The organism is Burkholderia sp. AU32262 (assembly GCF_020419985.1).
GTDB classification, from domain to species: Bacteria; Pseudomonadota; Gammaproteobacteria; order Burkholderiales; family Burkholderiaceae; genus Burkholderia; species Burkholderia semiarida.
Genome location: NZ_JAIZRS010000007.1, coordinates 40,957 through 62,190, shown reverse-complemented (window position 1 = coordinate 62,190; position 21,234 = coordinate 40,957). Strand labels below are relative to the sequence as shown.

Genomic DNA, 21,234 nt, shown 5'->3' with positions numbered 1-21,234 from the left:
CGGACCGTTCGCCACATCTGCTGTAACGACAACCGGGTGCGCTTTCTTTATAGGTCGCCCCGAAGGGCATTGCTCACGATTTGATGCAAGTTAACATTCGCGATAGCGCTCCTCCTCGAACGTAGTGTACCGAACCGTACATACCCTTACATCTGCTCCGGATTCTATATCCGATCCTATTTGAATTCCAACCTCTTTTAACCACTCTGCCGGAAAAAAATGACCAGGAGCACGACGTATTTGTACGGCGTTTCGGTACGACTTACACATAGGATTTACGATAGGTTAGATGTGCACACCTAATCCACCAGTAAAACAATTGCTGCGTCCACCAAGCCCGTGTGGGCCGCGCGTTACGCCCCACGCGTAACGCCATTGTTGTGACGTTACGTTACGAAACGGGCGAAACCGTTCTCATTCCCCTGCACTTAAACAGATTCAACAATCTTTCAATCTCCGGAACTTCCTTTTCCGACAAGGAATTGCCTCGTTTAAAACCTGTTGCCGAGCCGTTGGGCATCGAAATGGCACGACAGTTGCAGAGTAGTCCTCGCACCACTCAACACAACGCAGTTCACAACACACTTCTAATGCGAGGACGAAATGGACATTAAGGTTATCCCTCATGGCGTGTTCCGGACGACTCTGATCGCGGCCACCGTTGCAGCCATGCTTTCCCTCTCCGCGTGCGGCGGCTCCGGCTCCATCAGCCAGGGCCTCGGCGGCGGCTCGAGCTCGGGCGGCGGCGATACGATCTCCACGTCGGGCGGCAATGGCTCGAGCGGTACGTCGGGCACGAGCGGTACGTCCGGCACCAGCGGCACCTCGGGCACGAGCGGCACGTCCGGCACTAGCGGGACCTCGGGTACGAGCGGTACGTCGGGCACCAGCGGAACTTCGGGCACGAGCGGTACGTCCGGCACGTCGGGTGTGTCGGCGAATCCAGTGGGAAATGTCCTCGCAAGCACCGGCAACATCATCACGAATGCCGGCGGCACCGTCTCCGGCCTCGGCTCCGTCATCGGCAGCCAGACGCTGCCGGGCGTCAATCCGGCCACCACGCAATCCGCGGGCGGCATCGTACAAAGCGTCGGCGGCGCGGTCACCGCCCTGGGCAACGGCCTCGGCAGCGGTCTCGGCCAGCTCGGCGCGACGAAGGATCCAGTCGGCACCACGGTTGCCAGCACCGGCGGCGCGGTCAATCAGCTCGGCGGCGCAGTCACGCAAACGGGCAACCTGGTCACGAGCCTCGGCAGCGGCCCGCTGTCGCCGCTCGCGCCCGTCACGGGCGCCGTCGGCGGCCTCGTCTCGACGCTCGGCGGCGCCGTGTCGAACGGCGGCACCACGCTCACCAACGCGCTGTCGACCGGCCCGATCCAGCAAGTCACGCAAACGGTCAGCTCGGCCATCACGCCGATCACGACGATGGTCGGCCAGACGACCCAGACGATCGGTTCGGCAACCGGCCTCGGCGCACCGGTCAACACGCTGCTCGGCACGGTCGGCAACGGCCTGAACCAGGCCGGCGCCCTGCTCGCATCGACGGGCGGCAACCCGGTCACCACGGGCCTCGGCAACACCGTCTCGTCGACCGGCAACACCGTGAAGGCGGTCGGCGGCCTGCTCACGGGCGGCACCGGCGGCGTGACCAACCCGCTCGCTCCGCTCACCGGCATCGTCTCGACGGTCACCGGCGCCCTCGGCGGCGCAACGGGTGGCGGCAGCGGCCCGCTCGCGCCGGTCACGGGTCTCGTCTCCACGGTCACCGGTGCACTGGGTGGCGCAGCAGGCGGCAGCGGCGGCCCGCTTGCGCCGGTCACGGGTCTCGTGTCCACGGTCACCGGTGCACTGGGTGGCGCAGCAGGCGGCAGCGGTGGTCCGCTCGCGCCGGTCACGGGCCTTGTCTCGACGGTCACGGGTGCACTGGGTGGCGCAGCAGGCGGCAGCGGTGGTCCGCTCGCGCCGGTTACCGGTCTGGTCTCCACCGTGACGGGCGCGCTCGGCGGCGCAGCAGGCGGCAACGGCGGCCCGCTCGCCCCGGTTACGGGCCTCGTCTCCGCGGTCACCGGCGCACTCGGCAGCGTAGCGGGCGGCGGTAATCCGATTGCCGCTCCGGTCCCCGCTGTCACCAGCACGGTTGGCGCACCGGCACTGAGCGGCGGCACGGGTGCCGTCACGAACTCGGGTTCGTCGTCGAATCTGCTTGCGCCCGTCACGTCGCTGATCGGCGGCCTGCTCGGCGGCACGCACGGCAAGTAATCCGACATCCATTCATCGAAAAGACAGCGAGGAGTCCATCATGTCCCAGCAACGTTCCGTCACGACCGCCGCCCTGCGCCAGTGGCGCGTGCCCCTCACCGCCTTCGCCGCGGCGTGCCTGCTGGCCGCCTGCGGCGGCGGCGGCGTCAGCTCGCCGCCGACCAGCAGCAACGACAACAACAACCCGAGCACGAGCGGCACGCCGGGCACGAGCGGCACCAGCGGCTCGTCGACCGGCACCAAGGGCGTCATCAGCACGGTCGGCCAGACGGCCAGCGACCTCGGCAGCACGGTCGGCAACATCAGCCTGCCGGGCCTCGGCGACGGCGTGACGAAGGGCGTCGGCAGCACACTGGCGAGCACCGGCACGATCGTCGGCGCGGCAGCCGACGCGGTGAGCAACGGACTCGGGCAGATCGGCTCGACGAAGGACCCGGTCGGCACCACGGTGGCCGGTCTCGGCAACGTCGTCGGTGCCACCAGCAACACGGTGTCCGGCCTGAGCTCCACGGTGAAGGCGCTGGGCACGGGCCCGCTGGCACCGCTCGCGCCGGTCACGACGCCGGTCGGCACCGTGCTGGACACGGTCGCCAACGGCCTGACGGCCGCCGGCACGACGATCGGCTCGACGCTGTCGTCGGGCGCCGTGCAGCAGGTCACGCAGCCGATCAGCTCGGCGATCACGCCGCTCGTGATCACCGCCGGCCAGGTCACGCAGCAGGTCGGCACAACGACCGGCCTCGGCCAACCCGTCTCGGGCCTGCTCGGCCAGATCGGCGGCGCCATCAGCTCGGCCGGCAAGCAGGTCGGCGCAACGTCGAGCCAGCCGCTCGTCGGCGACGTCGGCCAGCTCGTGACCGCGGTCGGCAATACCGTGACCAACGCCGGCGGCCTCGTCAATCCGAACGGCCCGAACGGCGCGGCACCGATTCCCGGCCTGATCACGAGCCTCGTCGGCGGCTCGACGGCAACCGTCCAGAACGGCTCGTCATCGGGTTCCGGTTCGACGAACCCGCTCGGCGGCCTGTTGTCGGGTCTCGGCTCGACGCCGCTCGGCTCACTCACGGGCGCGCTCGGTGGTGCAACGGGCGGCTCGGGCAGCAGCCCGCTCGCACCGGTCACGGGCCTCGTCTCGACGGTCACCGGCACGCTCGGCGGCGCAACGGGTGGCGCAGGCAGTGCAAACCCTCTCGCGCCCGTCACCGGTTTGCTGAATACTGTCACCGGAGCAGTGGGCAGTGCGGCAGGGTCCGGGGGCTCGAGCCCGCTCGCGCCCGTCACGTCGCTGGTCGGCAGCGTGTCGGGTACGGCATCGTCCGGCAGCGGTTCGACGGGCCTGCTGGCGCCGGTCACGGGGTTGCTGGGTACGCTGGGTAGCGTCGGCAAGTAAGGAGGACGGTCGCGTCATCGCAGCCGGAGCGAATGACGCGGCCGTACCAACACGCCCGGCATGGCGGCACGCGGCGCGCGACACCCAGGTGTCGCGTGCCGGCATTACAAAGAAGACGAAAAGCAAGGCCTACGAGGAAGAACAATGAAATCCAGACTCGACAGATGGATGATGCTGCTCGCCATCGCGGCAGCAGGCACGGCACAGGCACAAACGCGCGTCGGCGGTAACCCGCTCGACTCCCTCCCCCAGATCAACGCACCGAAGACGGGCCCGAACGTCACCGTTCAGGTCGCGCCGCAGGCGCCGCAATTGCAGGAGCTGCTGTCGCGGCACCTGACGCCGAAGACGTTCCAGGTCGAAGGCGTGAAGTCGATACCGTTCGAGGAAATCACGCGCCGCTTCACGCCGCTCGTCGGCAAGGACATCACGATCGGCGAGCTGATCGAAACCGCCAACGGCGTGACGAAGCTGTATCAGGAACGCGGCTACGCGCTGTCGTTCGCGTTCGTTCCCGCGCAGACGTTCGAGAACGGCGTCGTGCGCATCACGGTGGTCGAAGGCTATGTGTCCGACGTCAAGGTCACCGGCAAACCCGGCGCGATGGAACCGAAGATTCGCGCGATTGCCGCGCACATCACGGCCGATCGTCCGCTGCGCCGGGCCACGTTCGAGCGCTACGTGAACACGTTCGGCCTGCTGCCCGGCCTCACGGTGAAAGCAAACGTCCCGCCGCCGCAAACCACCGACGGCGCGACGACGCTCGAGCTCGCAGTCGATCGCAAGCCATTCAACGTCAGCACGGGGGTCGACTTCAACCACCCGGGCGTCCAGGGCCTCATCACCGCGACCGAAAACGGCCTTACGCGGTTCGGCGAGCAGTTGAGCATCTCGGCGCTCGCACCGCCGGGACGCGACAAGCAGACCTACTTCGCGTTCAGCGGCGCGCTGCCGGTCGGCAGCAGCGGCCTGATCACGCGTCTCGATGCGAGCACGTATCGCGGCAAGCCGACCGACAACCCCGGCCTGCCGTCGTCAGTCGAGCGCACGGTCAAGAACGAGAAACTCGGCCTTTCGGCCTCCTATCCGATCTTGCTGAACAACCAGCGCAGCCTGCTCGGCACCGTGTCTGGCTATGCGTCGCACAACGAAGATCATTACCAGAGCAAGATCAACGGCAACAGCATCGACACGCGCTCGCAAGTCCGCGTGCTGCAGATGCAGCTCGACTACACGAGTGTCCAGCCGAAACAGGTGCAGAAGCTGAGCGTCAACGTCGCGAAGGGCTTCAATATCCTCGGCGCATCGAAAGCGCAGGACATTACCGTCGGCACGACGACGACCTCGGTGGACAGCCCGATCTCGCTGACTTTCGTTCGCACCGGTGCGACCTTCACGCAGACGAACGAATGGCCGTTCCGGATCGGCACGTCGGTTTCGCTGACCGGGCAATACAGTCCCGACTCGCTGCCGACGTCCGAACAGATCTCGTTCGGCTCGACCCGTTACGCGCTCGGTTACCAGCCGGGCGAAACGTCGGGCGACTCGGGCTGGGGGATGTCGCTGGAGGTCAACCGCGGCTTCACGCCGGGCTGGACGTATCTGAAATCGATCACGCCGTACATCGCGTACGACATGGCCCGGGTGTATCTGCACGCGGGCACGCCGTCGCCGAACCGCATGTCGTCGGTCGCCGTCGGCGTGCGACTCACGGACAGCCGCTACTACAGCCTCGATCTGAACGTCGCCAAACCGGTGGGCGATGCGCCGGTCGAAAGCGCGTCACGCAGCCCGCGCATCAACGCCGCGTTCTCGTATCAGCTCAACTGATCGGTCACCCAAGCCACGAAACGGCCGGCGCGATGCCGGCGGTTTCGATTAGAGTCCCCTCTATCAAACGTGGCGTGCTGTTTCACGTATTCTGGCGAAGCTCGCAACATGCCCGCCCCATGCAGACGGTCGTGCGAGCGAATCGACAGACATGCAAAACAAGGAGGAAGACAATGATTCAACTGACCCGCCCGTTGCGTGCAATCGCCATCGCCGGCGCCCTGCTCGCGTGCGCAGCGCCCACGTTCGCGCAGGCCGACAGCCCGATCGGCATGTGGCAGACGATCGACGACAACACCCATCAACCGAAGGCACTGGTACAGATCGCCGAGGACGGCGACGGCTCGCTGACGGGCAAGGTCGTCAAGGGACTCGGCGCGAACGATACACCCGATCGCCGCTGCACTGCGTGCACGGACGAGCGCAAGGATCAGCTCATCAAGGGCATGACGATCATCAAGGCGATGAAGAAGGACGGCGACCACTGGGACGGCGGCAACATCCTCGACCCGGAGAACGGCAAGGTCTACAAGTGCAAGATGACGCTTGAAGACGGCGGCCAGAAGCTCGTGGTGCGCGGCTACATCGGCGTGTCGCTGCTGGGCCGGTCACAAACCTGGGTTCGCCAGCAATAACGCGGTACGCGCCCGAACGCGCGATTAGCACGGCTCAATAAAAAATCGGCCTGCGACGACGTCGCCAGGCCGATTGCTTTTGGTGCGCGCACAACGGAAACCGATGGTCATCACGCTGCGTGCTTCATCGCATCCGGTGCATAGCTGCCCGGTGCGCGATATGCGGGCGCCGCGTTGCTGCGCGCCTGCGCCGCCTTCGATTGCGTGTGCTTGCGCATCCGCGCGGACAGTTCATTGCAAAGATTCATGCCGGCGTCGCCATAGAGCTCGCGCATCACGTTCATCAACGTGCCCGTTTCGTGCCATACCTTGAAGCGGCGATGACATGTTTGATACGACGGGTAACGGCGCGGCATGGCCGACCACGTTGCGCCGCTGTAGATCACCCACAGCACACCGTTCAGCACGGCGCGCGTATTGGCTAACGGCCGGCCGCGCAACTCGGTGCGCGGCTGCATTTCGGGCAGAAGCGGCGCGACGCAGCGCCATTCGTGGTCGGTCAAATCGCGATACGGTGTCATGGACATCTCCAGCCTTAATAACCATGACACCACAATATCGGCTCACCTCAACGATGAATATAAGACAAATCCGAAAATACCCGAAGATTGACGAAATTTAACCGAAATTGATGTTTAAACCCCGCCACTTCCCCGACCGGCAACCGGTTCAGGTCAACGACGTATCGACGATACGGCGCGGCGTTTCGAGATACTCCTTCGACTGCATCTCGACGATGCGCGAGACCGTACGCGCGAATTCGTTGGCCATCGGGCCTTCGACGTACAACGCCTCGGCCGGTACCGCCGCGGACATCAGCAGCTTGACCTTGTGATCGTACAGCACGTCGATGAGCCACGTGAAGCGGCGCGCTTCGGACGCCATCCGCGGCGACATCTGCGGCACCTCGGACAGCACGATCGCATGGAAGCGGCTCGCCAGTTCCAGGTAATCGTTCTGCGAACGCGGGCCGCCGCACAACGTCGCGAAATCGAACCACACGACACCGTCCGCCTTGCGCAGCGCCTTGAGCTCACGCTTCTCGATATGCAGGATCGGGCTCTCGTCGGGCACGGCCGCGAGCTTGCCGAATGCATGGCGCAATTCGCGATCGGCGTCGGCGCCGAGCGGCGTGTGATACATCTTCACCTGCGCGAGCGTGCGCTGGCGATAGTCGACGCCCGCATCGACGTTGAGCACGTCGAGCTTCTCCTTGATCAGCGCGATCGCCGGCAGCATGCGGTCGCGATGCAGGCCGTCCGGATACAGGTCGTCGGGATCGTAATTGGACGTCATCACGAACTGCACGCCGTTGTTGAACAGGCGATCGAGCAGCCGATACAGGATCATCGCGTCGGCGATGTCCGACACGTGGAACTCGTCGAAGCAGATCAGCCGGTAGCGCTTCGCGATGCGTCGTGCGAGTTCGTCGAGCGGATCGGCCTGCCCTTTCAGCTCCTCGAGCTCGCGGTGCACTTCGCGCATGAATTCGTGGAAATGCAGGCGCGTCTTGCGCTGCACGGGCACCACCGCGTAGAAGCTGTCCATCAGGAAGCTCTTGCCGCGGCCGACACCGCCCCACATGTAGACGCCGCGCGGGAGATCCGGATGATTGATCAGCTTCTTGAACGCGTTCGAGCGGCGCGCCTTGTACTCGACCCATTCGTCGAAACAGCGCTGCAGGCGATCGACGGCCGCGCGCTGAGCGGGATCGGACTGATAGCCGCGCGTGGTCAGCTCGCGCGTGTAGTATTCGGTGACGTTCATCGGGCAAACCGGAAAGAACGAAGGCGAGCGGGAAACCCCGCCCGCCTTCGTCATGAGACGGCTGCGCCGGCCGACGGCCGGCAGGCGCTACGCCGTGCTCAGCTGTTCAGCGAGCGCTTGTCGACGGCGAGCGCCGCTTCGCGCATCACTTCCGACATCGACGGGTGCGGATGGCAGATGCGGGCGATGTCTTCCGACGCCGCCTTGAATTCCATCGCCACCACGGCTTCCGCGATCAGGTCCGACGCGTTCGCGGCGATCACGTGCACGCCGAGCAATTCGTCGGTCTTCGCATCCGCGATCATCTTCACGAAGCCGTCCGGCGCGTTCATGCCGAGCGCGCGGCCGTTGATCGAGAACGGGAACTTGCCCGTCTTGATCTCGCGGCCTTCCGCCTTCAGCTGCTGCTCCGTCTTGCCGACCCATGCGATTTCCGGGTACGTGTAGATCACCCACGGAATGCAGTTGTAGTCGATGTGCGGCTTCTGGCCGTCGATCACTTCCGCGACCAGCACGCCTTCGTCTTCCGCCTTGTGCGCGAGCATCGGGCCGCGCACCACGTCGCCGATCGCGTAGACGTTCGGCACGGCCGTACGGCAGTGGTCGTCCACATCGATGAAGCCGCGCTCGTTCGCCTTCAGGCCGATGGCCTCGAGGCCGAGGTTGTCGGTGTTCGGCACGCGGCCGACCGACACGATCAGGCGGTCGGCGTCGAGCGTCTGCGCATTGCCGTCCTTGTCCGTGTAGGCGATCGACACGCCGTTCGCGGTCGTCTTCACGTCACCGATCTTCACGCCGAGATGGATGTCGAGGCCCTGCTTCTTGAACAGCTTGGCCGCTTCCTTCGCGAGCGCTTCGTCGGCTGCGCCGAGGAATGCCGGCAGCGCTTCGAGCACCGTCACTTCGGCGCCCAGACGGCGCCACACCGAGCCGAGCTCGAGGCCGATCACGCCTGCGCCGATCACGGCGAGCTTCTTCGGCACCGAGTCGAACGTCAGCGCGCCTTCGTTGTCCGACACGATCTTGTTGTCGACCGGAATGCCCGGCAGATGACGCGCCTTCGAGCCCGTCGCGATGATCACGTTCTTCGCGGTGACGACTTCGGCTTCGCCCTCGCCGCTCACTTCGATCTGCACGCCGGCATCGGTCTTGCCGGTGAACTTGCCATGGCCCTTCAGCCAGGTGATCTTGTTCTTCTTGAACAGGAACTCGATCCCGCTCGTCATCTTCTCGACGATCGCATCCTTGCGGCCGAGCATCTTCGCGACGTCGATCTTCACGCCGTCGACGGTGATGCCGTGGTCGGCCAGGTGATGCGACGTGTTCTCGAACTCTTCCGACGAAGCCAGCAGCGCCTTCGACGGAATGCAGCCGACGTTCAGACAGGTGCCGCCGAGCTTCAGCGCGCCGGCCGGGTTCTTCCACTTCTCGATACAGGCAACGGTCTTGCCGAGCTGCGCGGCGCGAATCGCGGCGATGTAGCCGCCAGGGCCGGCGCCGATCACGACGACGTCAAATTCCTTGGACATGACAATCCTTTCTACTTGTACGCCTGCACGTTCGCGCGTGGGCGCGAACGTGCAGAACGGGTCGATGCAGTGAGACTCGGCTTACAGGTCGAGCAGCAGGCGTGCCGGATCTTCCAGCGCGTCCTTCATCGCGACGAGCGACAGCACGGCTTCGCGGCCGTCGATGATGCGGTGGTCGTACGACAGCGCGAGGTAGTTGATCGGGCGGATCACGATCTGGCCGTTTTCGACGACCGGGCGCTCCTTCGTCGCGTGCACGCCGAGGATGGCCGACTGCGGCGGGTTGATGATCGGGGTCGACAGCATCGAGCCGAACACACCGCCGTTCGAGATCGAGAACGTACCGCCCGTCATTTCCTCGATCGACAGCTTGCCGTCCTTCGCCTTCTGGCCGAATTCGGCGATCTTCTTCTCGATCTCGGCGAGACTCAGCTGATCCGCGTTGCGCAGGATCGGCACGACCAGGCCGCGCGGCGACCCGACCGCGATACCGATGTCGAAGTAGCCGTGGTAGACGATGTCGTTGCCGTCGATCGACGCGTTCACCAGCGGGAACTTCTTCAGTGCATGGACGGCCGCCTTCACGAAGAACGACATGAAGCCGAGCTTCACGCCATGTTCCTTCTCGAACTTGTCCTTGTACTTGTTACGCAGCTCCATGACCGGAGCCATGTTCACTTCGTTGAACGTCGTCAGGATCGCGTTGGTCTGCTGCGACTCGAGCAGACGCTCGGCGATACGCGCACGCAGGCGCGACATCGGCACGCGCTGTTCCGGACGGTCGTTCAGCCAGGTCGCTGCCGACGCCGGCACCTTCACTTCCGGCAGCGACGGCTTCGCGGCGGCGGTCTTCGCCGGTGCGGCGGCCGGAGCAGCCTTCGGTGCGCTGCCTGCCGCCAGCGCGTCGCCCTTCGTGACGCGGCCGTCGCGGCCCGAACCCGCGACGTCGCCCGTCGACAGGCCCTTCTCGGCCAGCAGCTTGGCCGCGGCCGGCGACGCAGCCGCCGAGCTCGATGCGGTGGCGGCGGCCGGTTGCGCAGCCGGTGCGGCCGCGGCGGGCGCGGCCGCCGGCTTGACTTCGGCGGCGCCTGCCGCGGCTTCGGCGGCACCTGCCTTCGCTTCGGTGTCGATCGTCGCGATCACCTGATCGGCGACCACCGTGTCACCGTCGTTCTGCAGCACTTGCGCGAGCACGCCCGCCGCCGGCGCCGGCACTTCGAGGACGACCTTGTCGGTCTCGAGTTCGATCAGGATTTCGTCCTGCGCGACTGCTTCGCCCGGCTTTTTCTTCCACTGCAGCATGGTGGCTTCCGACACCGACTCCGACAGCTGGGGGACTTTGACTTCTACGATAGCCATGTGATTTTCCTGGATGCTTAATCTGGGGTATGACGAGGTTCGTGCGATTCCTTCGGCCGGTGCGGCGCGCCACGCGCCGGCGGGCCAAAAGGAACGGGAAAGCGCCGTGCGCCTTCCCGTTTCGCTTGACGTCGGTTATTTCGCGATCGATGCGCTCTTCAGGCGGCCGAATGCACCTTCGATCAGGGCCTTCTGCTGCTCGTAGTGCTTCGCGTAGTAGCCAACCGCCGGCGAGGCCGAAGCCGGACGGCCGCTGTACGCCAGCTTCTGCCCTTCCTTCATGCCTTCCTTCAGGTGGTGCTCGACGTAGAACCAGGGGCCCTGGTTCTGCGGCTCGTCCTGCACCCAGACCACTTCAGTCGCGTTCTCGTACTTCTTCATTTCGGCTTCGAACTGCTTGTGCGCGAACGGATACAGCTGCTCGATACGGATGATCGCGACGTCGTTCGCCTTCGCTTCGCGGCGGTGCGCGACGAGGTCGTAGTACACGCGGCCCGAGCACACCAGCACGCGCTTGACCTTCTTCGCGTCGATGCCGCCGTCGATTTCGCCCAGCACCGGCTGGAACGAGCCCTTCGCGAGTTCCGACAGGTCCGACACCGCTTCCTTGTGGCGCAGCAGCGACTTCGGCGTCGCGACGATCAGCGGCTTGCGGAACAGGCGGATCATCTGGCGGCGCAGCAGATGGAAAATCTGCGCCGGCGTCGTCGGCTGGACGACCTGCATGTTGTGATCGGCACACAGCTGCAGGAAACGCTCGATACGCGTGGACGAGTGTTCCGGACCCTGGCCTTCGTAGCCGTGCGGCAGCAGCATCGTGAGACCCGACACGCGGCCCCACTTCACTTCGCCCGACGAGATGAACTGGTCGATCACGACCTGCGCGCCGTTGACGAAGTCGCCGAACTGCGCTTCCCACAGCACGAGCGTGTTCGGCTCGGCGGTCGAGTAACCGTATTCGAAGCCCAGCACCGCTTCTTCCGACAGCACCGAGTCGATCACCGTGAACTTCGCCTGGCCTTCGGCGATGTTCTGCAGCGGCACGTACGTGCCGTCGTTCCAGCGCTCGCGGTTCTGGTCGTGCAGCACCGCGTGACGGTGCGTGAACGTACCGCGGCCCGAGTCCTGGCCCGTCAGGCGCACCGAGTAGCCCGATGCGACGAGCGACGCGAATGCGAGATGCTCGGCCATGCCCCAGTCGAGCGGCTGATCGCCGCGCGCCATGTTGCGGCGGTCGTTGATCACGCGCTCGACGAGCGGGTGAACCTTGAAGTTTTCCGGGACCGTCGTGATGCGTTCGCCCAGGCGCTTCAGTTCGGCGAGCGGCACGGCCGTGTCGGCCGCGTCCGTCCACTTGCGGTTCAGGAACGGCACCCAGTCGACCGCGTACTTGCTCTTGTAGTTCGACAGGACCGGATCGACGGTGTGGTGGCCGTCGTCCATCGCCTTGCGGTACGCCTTCACGTAGTTGTCGGCGTCTTCGGCGGTGATCACGCCCTGCTGCACGAGCTTCTCGGCGTACAGCGCACGGGTGCCCGGGTGCTGCGCGATCTTCTTGTACATCAGCGGCTGCGTGACGGCCGGCGTGTCCTGCTCGTTGTGACCCAGCTTGCGGAAGCAGACGATGTCGATCACGACATCCTTGTGGAACTGCATCCGGTAGTCGATCGCGATCTGGATCGCGAGCACGACAGCTTCCGGATCGTCGCCGTTCACGTGCAGCACCGGCGCTTCGATCATCTTGACGACGTCGGTACAGTACAGCGTCGAGCGCGCGTCGCGCGGGTCGGACGTCGTGAAGCCGATCTGGTTGTTGATGACGATGTGCAGCGTGCCGTGCGTGCCGTAACCGCGCGTCTGCGCGAGGTTCAGCGTTTCCATCACGACGCCCTGGCCGGCGAAGGCCGCGTCACCGTGGATCTGCACCGGCAGCACTTGCAGGCCGTCCTCGTCGCCGCGGCGGTCCATCCGCGCCTTCGCGGAACCTTCGACCACCGGGTTCACGATTTCGAGGTGCGACGGGTTGAACGCGAGCGACAGGTGGACCGGGCCGCCTTCCGTCGACACGTCCGACGAGAAGCCCTTGTGGTACTTCACGTCGCCGGCCGGCAGATCGTCGACGTGCTTGCCTTCGAATTCGGCGAACAGGTCGGCCGGCATCTTGCCCAGCGTGTTGACCAGCACGTTCAGACGGCCGCGGTGCGCCATGCCGATGATGATTTCCTGCACGCCGCTCTTGCCCGCGTGCTGGACGACTTCGTCCATCGCCGCGATGAAGCTTTCGCCGCCTTCGAGCGAGAAGCGCTTCTGGCCGACGTACTTGGTGTGCAGGTAGCGCTCGAGGCCTTCGGCGGCCGTCAGGCGATTCAGGATGTGCTTCTTCTTGTCGGCCGAGAACGACGGCGTCGCGCGGGTCGACTCCAGGCGCTCCTGCCACCAGCGCTTCTGTTCCGGATCGCTGATGTACATGTACTCGGCGCCGATCGTGCCGCAGTACGTGTCGCGCAGGCCCTTGACGATGTCGCGCAGCGACGCCTGGTCGAAACCGAAGTACAGGTTGCTTGCGCTGTACGTCTGGTCGAGATCGCCTTCGGAGAAGTCGTAGAAAGCCGGTTCGAGCTCGGGAATGGCGGGACGTTCGCGGCGCTTCAGCGGATCGAGATTGGCCCATTGCGAGCCGAGGAAGCGGTAGGCGCTGATCAGCGACTGGACGTGCACCTGCTTGCGTGCGGTCGCGAGGTTGCTGGTGCTTTCGCGCGGGATGAAGGCATTGGCCTTCGCACGCTCGGCGAACGATTCGACGATCGGGAAGTGAGCGACGTCATTGGCGTTCGAGCCGTCCGTTGCAGGCACGTTCTGCAGCGCGTCGAAATACTCTCGCCAGTTCTCCGGCACCGACGCCGGATTGTTGAGGTATGCATCGTACAGTTCTTCAACGTACGAAGCATTGCCGCCGAACAGATAGGAGTTCAGCTGAAACTGCTTCATTACATCTGACATTTTACGCTCACCTTTCTTCGAGCTTCTCGAGAAATAGCGGGTTACTCAACCTTCCGCGACACGGCCTGACCGTTTAGCGGATTGCGAATCAAGTCTTGCTTGGAAGGACCTAAAACTTGCGTGCGCGCAGCATATCACAGAACCGATACCGGAGTTCGCGGCGAAATGTGCGTGAAAGCACCGCGCGACGGGGTTTTGCCGGATTGCGGCGGCCCGCGGGAACAGTGTTTTGCAGGCAATCCGGCTGCACGATGCGCGGATGCGAAAAAGGCTGCCCGAAGGCAGCCTTTTCGTCGTGCTCGGGAACGGTCGATGCTCAGTCGACCGCGCCTTCGCGGCTCGCGCGGCGACGCTCGTGCTCCTTCAGGAAGCGCTTGCGCAGGCGGATCGACTGCGGCGTCACTTCGACCAGTTCGTCGTCGTCGATGAATTCGACCGCGTATTCCAGCGACATCTGGACCGGCGGCACGAGACGCACGGCTTCGTCGGTACCCGACGCACGCACGTTGGTCAGTTGCTTGCCCTTGATCGGGTTCACGACGAGGTCGTTGTCGCGGCTGTGGATGCCGATGATCATGCCCTCATACAGCGCGTCGCCCGGCTTCACGAACATGCGGCCGCGATCCTGCAGCTTCCACAGTGCGTAGGCGACCGCTGCGCCGTCGTCCTGCGAGATCAGCACGCCGTTGCGGCGCTCGAACACCGAGCCTTCCTTGACCGGCGCGTACGAGTCGAAGATGTGGCTCATCAGGCCCGTGCCGCGCGTGAGCGTCAGGAATTCGCTCTGGAAGCCGATCAGGCCGCGCGCCGAGATCTTGTATTCCAGACGCGTACGGCCGCGGCCGTCCGACGCCATGTCGAGCATTTCGCCCTTGCGGCGGCCAAGCTCTTCCATCACGCCGCCCTGGTGTTCGTCTTCGACGTCGACCGTCAGCAGCTCGTACGGCTCGTGCCGCACGCCGTCGATCTCCTGCATCACCACGCGCGGACGCGACACGGCCAGCTCGTAGCCTTCGCGACGCATGTTTTCGACCAGAATCGTCAGATGCAGCTCGCCACGGCCCGACACTTCGAACACCGTTTCGTCGCCGGTATCCTTCACGCGCAGCGCGACGTTGTGGTTCAGTTCCTTCATCAGGCGGTCGCGGATCTGGCGGCTCGTCACGAACTTGCCTTCGCGGCCGGCGAGCGGCGACGAGTTGACGAGGAAGTTCATCGTCAGCGTCGGCTCGTCGACGGTGATCATCGGCAGCGCTTCCGGCGTGTCGACCGCGCAGATCGTCGCGCCGATGCCGACGTCTTCAATGCCGTTGATCAGCACGATGTCGCCCGCTTCGGCCGACTCGACCTGCACGCGCTCCAGGCCCTTGAACGACAGCACCTGGTTGATCTTGCGGTTCAGCACCTCGCCTTCCGGGCCGAAGCGCATCACGACCGGCTGGCCCGGCTTGATGCGGCCGCGCGTGATGCGGCCGACGCCGATCCGGCCGACGTACGTCGAATAGTCGAGCGACGTGATCTGGAGCTGCAGCGGGGCTTCCGGATCGGCCGGGCGAACCGGCACGTGCGCGAGGATCGCTTCGAACAGCGGGCGCATGTCGCCTTCGCGCGTGGCCGGATCGAGCGACGCATAGCCGTTCAGGCCCGACGCGTAGACGATCGGGAAGTCGAGCTGCTCTTCGGTCGCGCCGAGCTTGTCGAACAGGTCGAAGGTCTGGTTGATCACCCAGTCGATCCGCGCGCCCGGACGATCGATCTTGTTGACGACGACGATCGGCTTCAGGCCGAGCGCGAGCGCCTTCTTCGTGACGAAGCGCGTCTGCGGCATCGGGCCTTCGACCGCGTCGACGAGCAGCAGCACCGAGTCGACCATCGACAGCACGCGCTCGACTTCGCCGCCGAAGTCCGCGTGCCCCGGCGTGTCGACGATGTTGATGTGCGTGCCTTCGTACTCGACCGCGCAGTTCTTCGCGAGAATCGTGATCCCGCGCTCTTTTTCGATGTCGTTCGAGTCCATCACCCGCTCCGCAATCTGCTGGTTCTCGCGGAAGGTGCCGGACTGGCGGAGCAGTTGGTCGACGAGCGTGGTCTTGCCGTGGTCGACGTGGGCGATGATGGCGATATTGCGAAGGGCGCGGGTCATAGAAACCTGGAAATCGTTTGAACGCGCAAACGCGCGCGCTCGTGTTTTTCACGGGCGCGCGCGTTGCAGCTTGGAAAGCCTCAAATTATAGCACGTGCGCGTGTCGAGAGCCGACCCGCCCGTTGCAACGCAGCAAAACGGCTGCGCCGCGCGGCGCTCCCGAACCGCTCAAAGGTCCGGCGCACCGGCACCGTGCGGCGAAGAAACCTTACCCGGACAAGGGACTCTCGCGGGACACAGCGCGCGTTTTGCCGTTCGATTAACATTTGCCGCGGCAAGCAATTGTGCCTATACTGCTGCCTAGTCAACTATTGCAGCTTCAGGGTTTTATGTCGGATTCTTCTACCCCACCGCCCGTTTCGCCGCTGTCTACGTATCAGATGAACGATAGCGTCGGTTATCTGATGTCCCGCGTGAAGTCGGTGATGACCAACCTCGTCACGCAGCGCACGCAGGAAGAACTCGGCATCACGGGCACGCAGGCGAGCATGCTGTTCATGATCGCCGTCGGCAAGTGCTCGACGGCCGCCGAACTCGCGCGCGAATACGGGATCGACGCCAGCGCGGTCACGCGTCTGCTCGACCGGGTCGAGAAACGCGGCCTGCTGTCGCGTGTGCGCAGCATCGAGGATCGTCGCGTCGTGCGCCTCGAGCTCACCGACGAAGGCCGTGCGCTGGCCGAACGGCTGCCGCCCATTTTCCGCAGCGTGCTCGACCAGGTGCTGGACGGGTTTACGCCGGAAGAAGTCGGGTTCCTGAAGAGCATGCTGCGCCGCATTCTCAGCAACTATTGCGAGACGGCCGGCGGTAGCGTCACGTAATAGTTGCCATAACAATTACTTTTGACAGATTAATGTAAGGAAATCCTTGCAGTGTCCATCATTCATTCCGAGTCAGGGGTTAGCGCGATGAAATCCTCCCCGTTGTCCGTGCGCGCCGGGTCGTGCCGCGCCGCCGTCGCCGCCGCGGTCGCCGCGCTGGCGCTCGCGGGCTGCGCGAATTACATCGGCATCAAGAGCGACAAGCAGATCGCCCCCGCGTCGCAATTCGAATCCGCCCAGAGCCTGCCGGCCCAGGGCGGCCAGTGGCCCGCGCTCGACTGGGCCAGCCAGTTCGGCGATCCGCAGTTGCCGAAACTGATCGACGAAGCGTTGCAGGGCAACCCGTCGATCGCGCAGGCACAGGCGCGCATCGCGAAGGCCTCGTCGTACATCGAGTCGTCGCGCTCGAACCTGATGCCGAAGGCCGAAGCCAGCTATTCGTGGACGCGCGAGCTGTACTCGTCGAACGCGCTGTTCCCGCCCCCCCGTACGGCGGCCAGTGGTACAGCGAGAACAACGCGCTCGCGAGCGCCTCGTGGGAACTCGACCTGTGGGGCAAGAACCGCGAACGCCTGCGCACGGCCGTATCGCAGGAAAAGGCCGCCGAAGCCGACCTGCAACAGGCGCGCATCACGCTCGCGTCGTCGGTCGCGCGCACCTACAACTCGCTCGCGCAGCTCTATGCGCTGCGCGACATCGCGCAGCGCGAGATCACCAGCCGCGAGACGGTCGGCAAGATCACCGACGGCCGCGTATCGGCCGGCCTCGACACCAACGTCGAGCGCCAGACGGCCCGCGGCAACATCGCGACGACGCAGGCTTCGCTGTCGGACCTCGACGGCCAGATCACGACCGTGCGCTACCAGCTCGCCGCGCTGCTCGGCAAGGGCCCGGATCGCGGGCTGCAGATCGCGGCGCCCGTGATGAACCCGAGCGGCGACGTCACGCTGCCCGGCAACCTGCCGGCCGACCTCGTGTCGCGCCGCCCCGACATCGTCGCCGCGCGCTGGCAGGTCGAAGCCGCGATGCACGACGTGAAGGAGGCGAAGGCCGAGTTCTTCCCCGACGTGAACCTCGCGGCCGGTTTCGGCTTCGATGCGTTCGGCTGGGGCAAATTCCTGAATTTCGCGAGCCGCCAGGCGCAGTTCGGGCCGGCGATCCACCTGCCGATCTTCGATGCCGGCGCGCTGCGCGCCCAGCTCAAGGGCCGCTATGCCGACTTTGACCTGTCGGTCGCGAACTACAACCAGACGCTGATCAGCGCGCTGAACGACGTCGCGACGCAGGTCGCGTCGATCCGCGCGGTCGATCGCCAGATGGGCGACGCCCAACGTGCGCTCGACGCGTCGACGCGCGCGTACGATCTCGCGGTCATCCGCTACAAGGCCGGCCTGTCGCCGCAACTGCAGGTGCTGACGGCGGACAGCAACCGCCTCGCCTCGGAGCAGACGGTGACCAACCTGAAGATGCGCCGGCGCGACATGCAGCTCGCCCTGATCAAGGCGCTCGGCGGCGGGTTCGACGCAACCGGCACGCCGCTCGCCGCACCCGATGCCGCCGCGCCGACCAAACAGGCCGCCAACTGATCCGGCGCCACCACTACGCAGACACTCGAAATAACGGACGGAGAAAATCGCCATGAGCGACCAACAAAACGCCGCCAGCGCGCAGCCGCAGAATAACGGCAAGCGCAAGCGAATGATGACGCTGCTCGTCGCGGTCATCGTGATCGCGGCCATCGCATACGGCCTCTATTACTTCCTCGTCGCCCGCTTCCATGAAGACACCGACGATGCATACGTGAACGGCAACGTCGTGCAGATCACGCCGCAGGTCACCGGCACCGTGATCGCCGTGAAGGCGGACGACACGCAAACGGTCAAGGCCGGCGATCCGCTCGTCGTGCTCGACCCGGCCGATTCGCAGGTCGCGCTGCAGCAGGCGGAAGCCAACCTCGCGCAGACCGTGCGCCAGGTGCGCGGCCTGTTCGTCAACGACGATCAGTACCGCGCGCAAGTCGCGCTGCGCCAGTCCGACCTGTCGAAGGCCCAGGACGACCTGCGCCGCCGCCTGGCCGTCGCGCAAACGGGCGCCGTGTCGCAGGAAGAAATCTCGCATGCCCGCGACGCCGTGAAGGCCGCGCAGGCATCGGTCGACGCCGCGCAGCAGCAGCTCGCCTCGAATCGCGCATTGACCGCGAACACGACGATCGCATCGCACCCGAACGTGATGGCCGCCGCCGCGAAGGTGCGCGACGCCTACCTCGCGAACGCGCGCAACGTGCTGCCGGCGCCGGTCACCGGCTATGTCGCGAAGCGCTCGGTGCAGGTCGGCCAGCGCGTGTCGCCCGGCAACCCGCTGATGTCGGTGGTGCCGCTCAATGCCGTGTGGGTCGACGCGAACTTCAAGGAAGTCCAGTTGAAGCACATGCGCATCGGCCAGCCGGTCGAAATGACGGCCGACATCTACGGCTCGTCGGTCACGTACCACGGCAAGGTCGTCGGCTTCTCGGCCGGCACGGGCTCGGCGTTCTCGCTGCTGCCGGCGCAGAATGCGACCGGCAACTGGATCAAGGTCGTGCAGCGCCTGCCGGTGCGGATCGAGCTCGACCCGAAGGATCTCGACAAGCATCCGCTGCGCATCGGCCTGTCGATGCAGGTCGACGTCAACATCAAGGACGAACGCGGCGACCAGCTCGTCAACGCGCCGAACACCGTCTACGAGACCAACGTGTTCGCGAAATACGGCGACGAAGCCGACGCCGAAATCGCGCGCATCATCGCCGAGAACGCAGGCGGCAATGCGTCGACGCCGGTCGCGGCGAAGCAGAGCACCGCCGCGAAGATGATGTAACCGTTCCGACTTCGGAAAGGCAACCGATATGGCACAGGCTCCCGCCTCCTACCCGCCCCTGCAGGGCGGGCAACTCATACTCGGCACGATCGCGGTGTCGCTCGCGGTGTTCATGAACGTGCTCGACACGTCCATCGCGAACGTCGCGATCCCGACCATCTCGGGCGACCTCGGCGTGTCGTCCGACCAGGGTACGTGGGTCATCACGTCGTTCGCGGTCGCGAATGCGATTTCGGTGCCGCTGACCGGCTGGCTGACCGACCGTTTCGGGCAAGTGCGCCTGTTCCTCGCGTCGATCATCCTGTTCGTCATCTCGTCGTGGATGTGCGGGCTGTCGCCGAACCTGCCGTTCCTGCTCGGGTCGCGCGTGCTGCAGGGCGCGGTCGCGGGCCCGATGATTCCGCTGTCGCAGGCGCTCCTGCTGTCGAGCTATCCGCGCGCAAAGGCGCCGATGGCGCTCGCGCTATGGGCGATGACGACGCTGATCGCACCCGTCGCGGGCCCCATTCTCGGCGGCTGGATCTCGGACAACTATTCGTGGCCGTGGATCTTCTACGTCAACATCCCGGTCGGCGTCGCCGCCGCCGCCGCGACGTGGATGATCTATCGCAATCGGGAGTCGGCCGTGCGTCGCGCGCCGATCGACGGCGTGGGCCTCGCGCTGCTGGTCGTCTGGGTCGGCTCGCTGCAGATCATGCTCGACAAGGGCAAGGATCTCGACTGGTTCGCATCGACGACCATCATCGTGCTCGCGCTGACCGCCGTCATCGCGTTCGCGTTCTTCGTGATCTGGGAGCTGACCGCCGAGCACCCGGTCGTCGATCTGTCGCTGTTTCGCATCCGGAACTTCACCGGCGGGACAGTCGCGCTGTCGATCGGGTACGGCCTGTACTTCGGCAATCTCGTGCTGCTACCGCTGTGGCTGCAGACCCAAATCGGCTATACCGCGACCGACGCCGGCCTCGTGATGGCGCCGGTCGGGCTGTTCGCCATCCTGTTGTCGCCACTCACCGGGAAGTATCTGCCGCGCACCGATCCACGCTTCATCTCGACGGCGTCGTTCCTGACGTTCGCGCTGTGCTTCTGGATGCGTTCGCGCTACACGACGGGCGTCGACGAATGGTCGCTGACGCTGCCGACGCTCGTGCAGGGTATCGCGATGGCGGGCTTCTTCATCCCGCTCGTGTCGATCACGTTGTCCGGCCTGCCCGGCCACCGCATTCCCGCGGCATCCGGCCTGTCGAACTTCGTGCGGATCATGTGCGGCGGCATCGGCACGTCGATCTTCCAGACCGCGTGGGACCACCGCAACAACTTCCATCACGCGCAACTGGTCGAGCAGGCGAACCCGTACAACCCGACGTTCAACCAGGCCGTCACGCAGATGGGCAATCTCGGGCTGTCGCAGAACCAGGCGCACGGGCTCATCAACAACATGGCCACGCAACAGGCCGCGCAGCTCGGCGTGAACGACCTGTTCTACATCTCGGCGGTGATCTTCGTGCTGCTGATCGCGCTGATCTGGATCACCAAGCCCGAACGTGCGGGCGGCGGCGATGCCGGTGCGGCGGCGTCGGCGGCACACTGAGCACTACCCGGCAGCGCATCACTGCGCGGTCACGCGAAACAAAAAGCCCGGTCGAAATCG

At 65.2% G+C, this 21,234-nt stretch carries 13 protein-coding genes and 1 pseudogene; 8 read left to right on the top strand and 6 right to left on the bottom strand.

The features are described 5' to 3' along the window. Positions 1-603 precede the first annotated feature (603 nt). The 4 genes from LGN10_RS10420 to LGN10_RS10405 all read left to right on the top strand — a co-directional run bounded on the left by LGN10_RS10420 (position 604) and on the right by LGN10_RS10405 (position 6,114). Entirely contained in the window at positions 604-2,259 is a 1,656-nt protein-coding gene (locus LGN10_RS10420; protein ID WP_226223195.1) for a collagen-like triple helix repeat-containing protein, read from the top strand. A gap of 40 nt (positions 2,260-2,299) precedes the next feature. After that, positions 2,300-3,649, top strand: a complete 1,350-nt coding sequence (locus LGN10_RS10415) for a collagen-like triple helix repeat-containing protein (protein ID WP_060965975.1) — start codon at positions 2,300-2,302, stop codon at positions 3,647-3,649. Between the two features lie 144 nt (positions 3,650-3,793). After that, positions 3,794-5,479 (top strand): ShlB/FhaC/HecB family hemolysin secretion/activation protein, encoded by a 1,686-nt coding sequence (locus LGN10_RS10410; protein WP_226223193.1) that lies wholly within the window; start codon positions 3,794-3,796, stop codon positions 5,477-5,479. A 173-nt stretch (positions 5,480-5,652) separates the two neighbouring features. Beyond that, positions 5,653-6,114 (top strand): DUF2147 domain-containing protein, encoded by a 462-nt coding sequence (locus LGN10_RS10405; RefSeq protein ID WP_006483501.1) that lies wholly within the window; start codon positions 5,653-5,655, stop codon positions 6,112-6,114. Positions 6,115-6,224: 110 nt separating this feature from the next. Here the strand turns inward: LGN10_RS10405 and LGN10_RS10400 are convergent, their stop codons facing one another. The 6 genes from LGN10_RS10400 to typA all read right to left on the bottom strand — a co-directional run bounded on the left by LGN10_RS10400 (position 6,225) and on the right by typA (position 15,912). Further along, the gene (locus tag LGN10_RS10400) at positions 6,225-6,635 is read right to left on the bottom strand and encodes a transposase (protein ID WP_059575747.1); all 411 of its coding nucleotides are present in this window, start codon (positions 6,633-6,635) and stop codon (positions 6,225-6,227) included. 148 nt (positions 6,636-6,783) lie between these two features. After that, entirely contained in the window at positions 6,784-7,881 is a 1,098-nt protein-coding gene (gene zapE / locus LGN10_RS10395) for a cell division protein ZapE (protein ID WP_059575749.1), read from the bottom strand. Between the two features lie 98 nt (positions 7,882-7,979). Next, complete coding sequence (lpdA, locus tag LGN10_RS10390; protein ID WP_059575751.1) at positions 7,980-9,410, bottom strand: dihydrolipoyl dehydrogenase; 1,431 nt, start codon at positions 9,408-9,410, stop codon at positions 7,980-7,982. Positions 9,411-9,491: 81 nt separating this feature from the next. Beyond that, entirely contained in the window at positions 9,492-10,769 is a 1,278-nt protein-coding gene (gene odhB, locus LGN10_RS10385) for a 2-oxoglutarate dehydrogenase complex dihydrolipoyllysine-residue succinyltransferase (RefSeq protein WP_059575753.1), read from the bottom strand. Positions 10,770-10,904: 135 nt separating this feature from the next. After that, entirely contained in the window at positions 10,905-13,769 is a 2,865-nt protein-coding gene (locus tag LGN10_RS10380) for a 2-oxoglutarate dehydrogenase E1 component (RefSeq protein ID WP_059575755.1), read from the bottom strand. Positions 13,770-14,085: 316 nt separating this feature from the next. After that, complete coding sequence (typA, locus tag LGN10_RS10375) at positions 14,086-15,912, bottom strand: translational GTPase TypA (protein ID WP_059575756.1); 1,827 nt, start codon at positions 15,910-15,912, stop codon at positions 14,086-14,088. A gap of 329 nt (positions 15,913-16,241) precedes the next feature. Here typA and LGN10_RS10370 point away from each other — a divergent pair, with 329 nt between their 5' ends. From LGN10_RS10370 to LGN10_RS10355, 4 genes and pseudogenes are all read left to right on the top strand, one after another. Continuing rightward, complete coding sequence (locus tag LGN10_RS10370; protein ID WP_059575757.1) at positions 16,242-16,733, top strand: MarR family winged helix-turn-helix transcriptional regulator; 492 nt, start codon at positions 16,242-16,244, stop codon at positions 16,731-16,733. Positions 16,734-16,820: 87 nt separating this feature from the next. Further along, positions 16,821-18,319 (top strand): annotated as a pseudogene (locus LGN10_RS10365) (efflux transporter outer membrane subunit). Positions 18,320-18,371: 52 nt separating this feature from the next. Next, positions 18,372-19,586, top strand: coding sequence for an HlyD family secretion protein (locus tag LGN10_RS10360; RefSeq protein WP_059638805.1), 1,215 nt, complete (start codon positions 18,372-18,374; stop codon positions 19,584-19,586). 28 nt (positions 19,587-19,614) lie between these two features. Continuing rightward, positions 19,615-21,174 carry a DHA2 family efflux MFS transporter permease subunit gene (locus LGN10_RS10355; protein WP_059575763.1) on the top strand — a complete coding sequence of 520 codons (1,560 nt, stop codon included), beginning with the start codon at positions 19,615-19,617 and terminating at the stop codon, positions 21,172-21,174. Positions 21,175-21,234 lie beyond the last annotated feature (60 nt).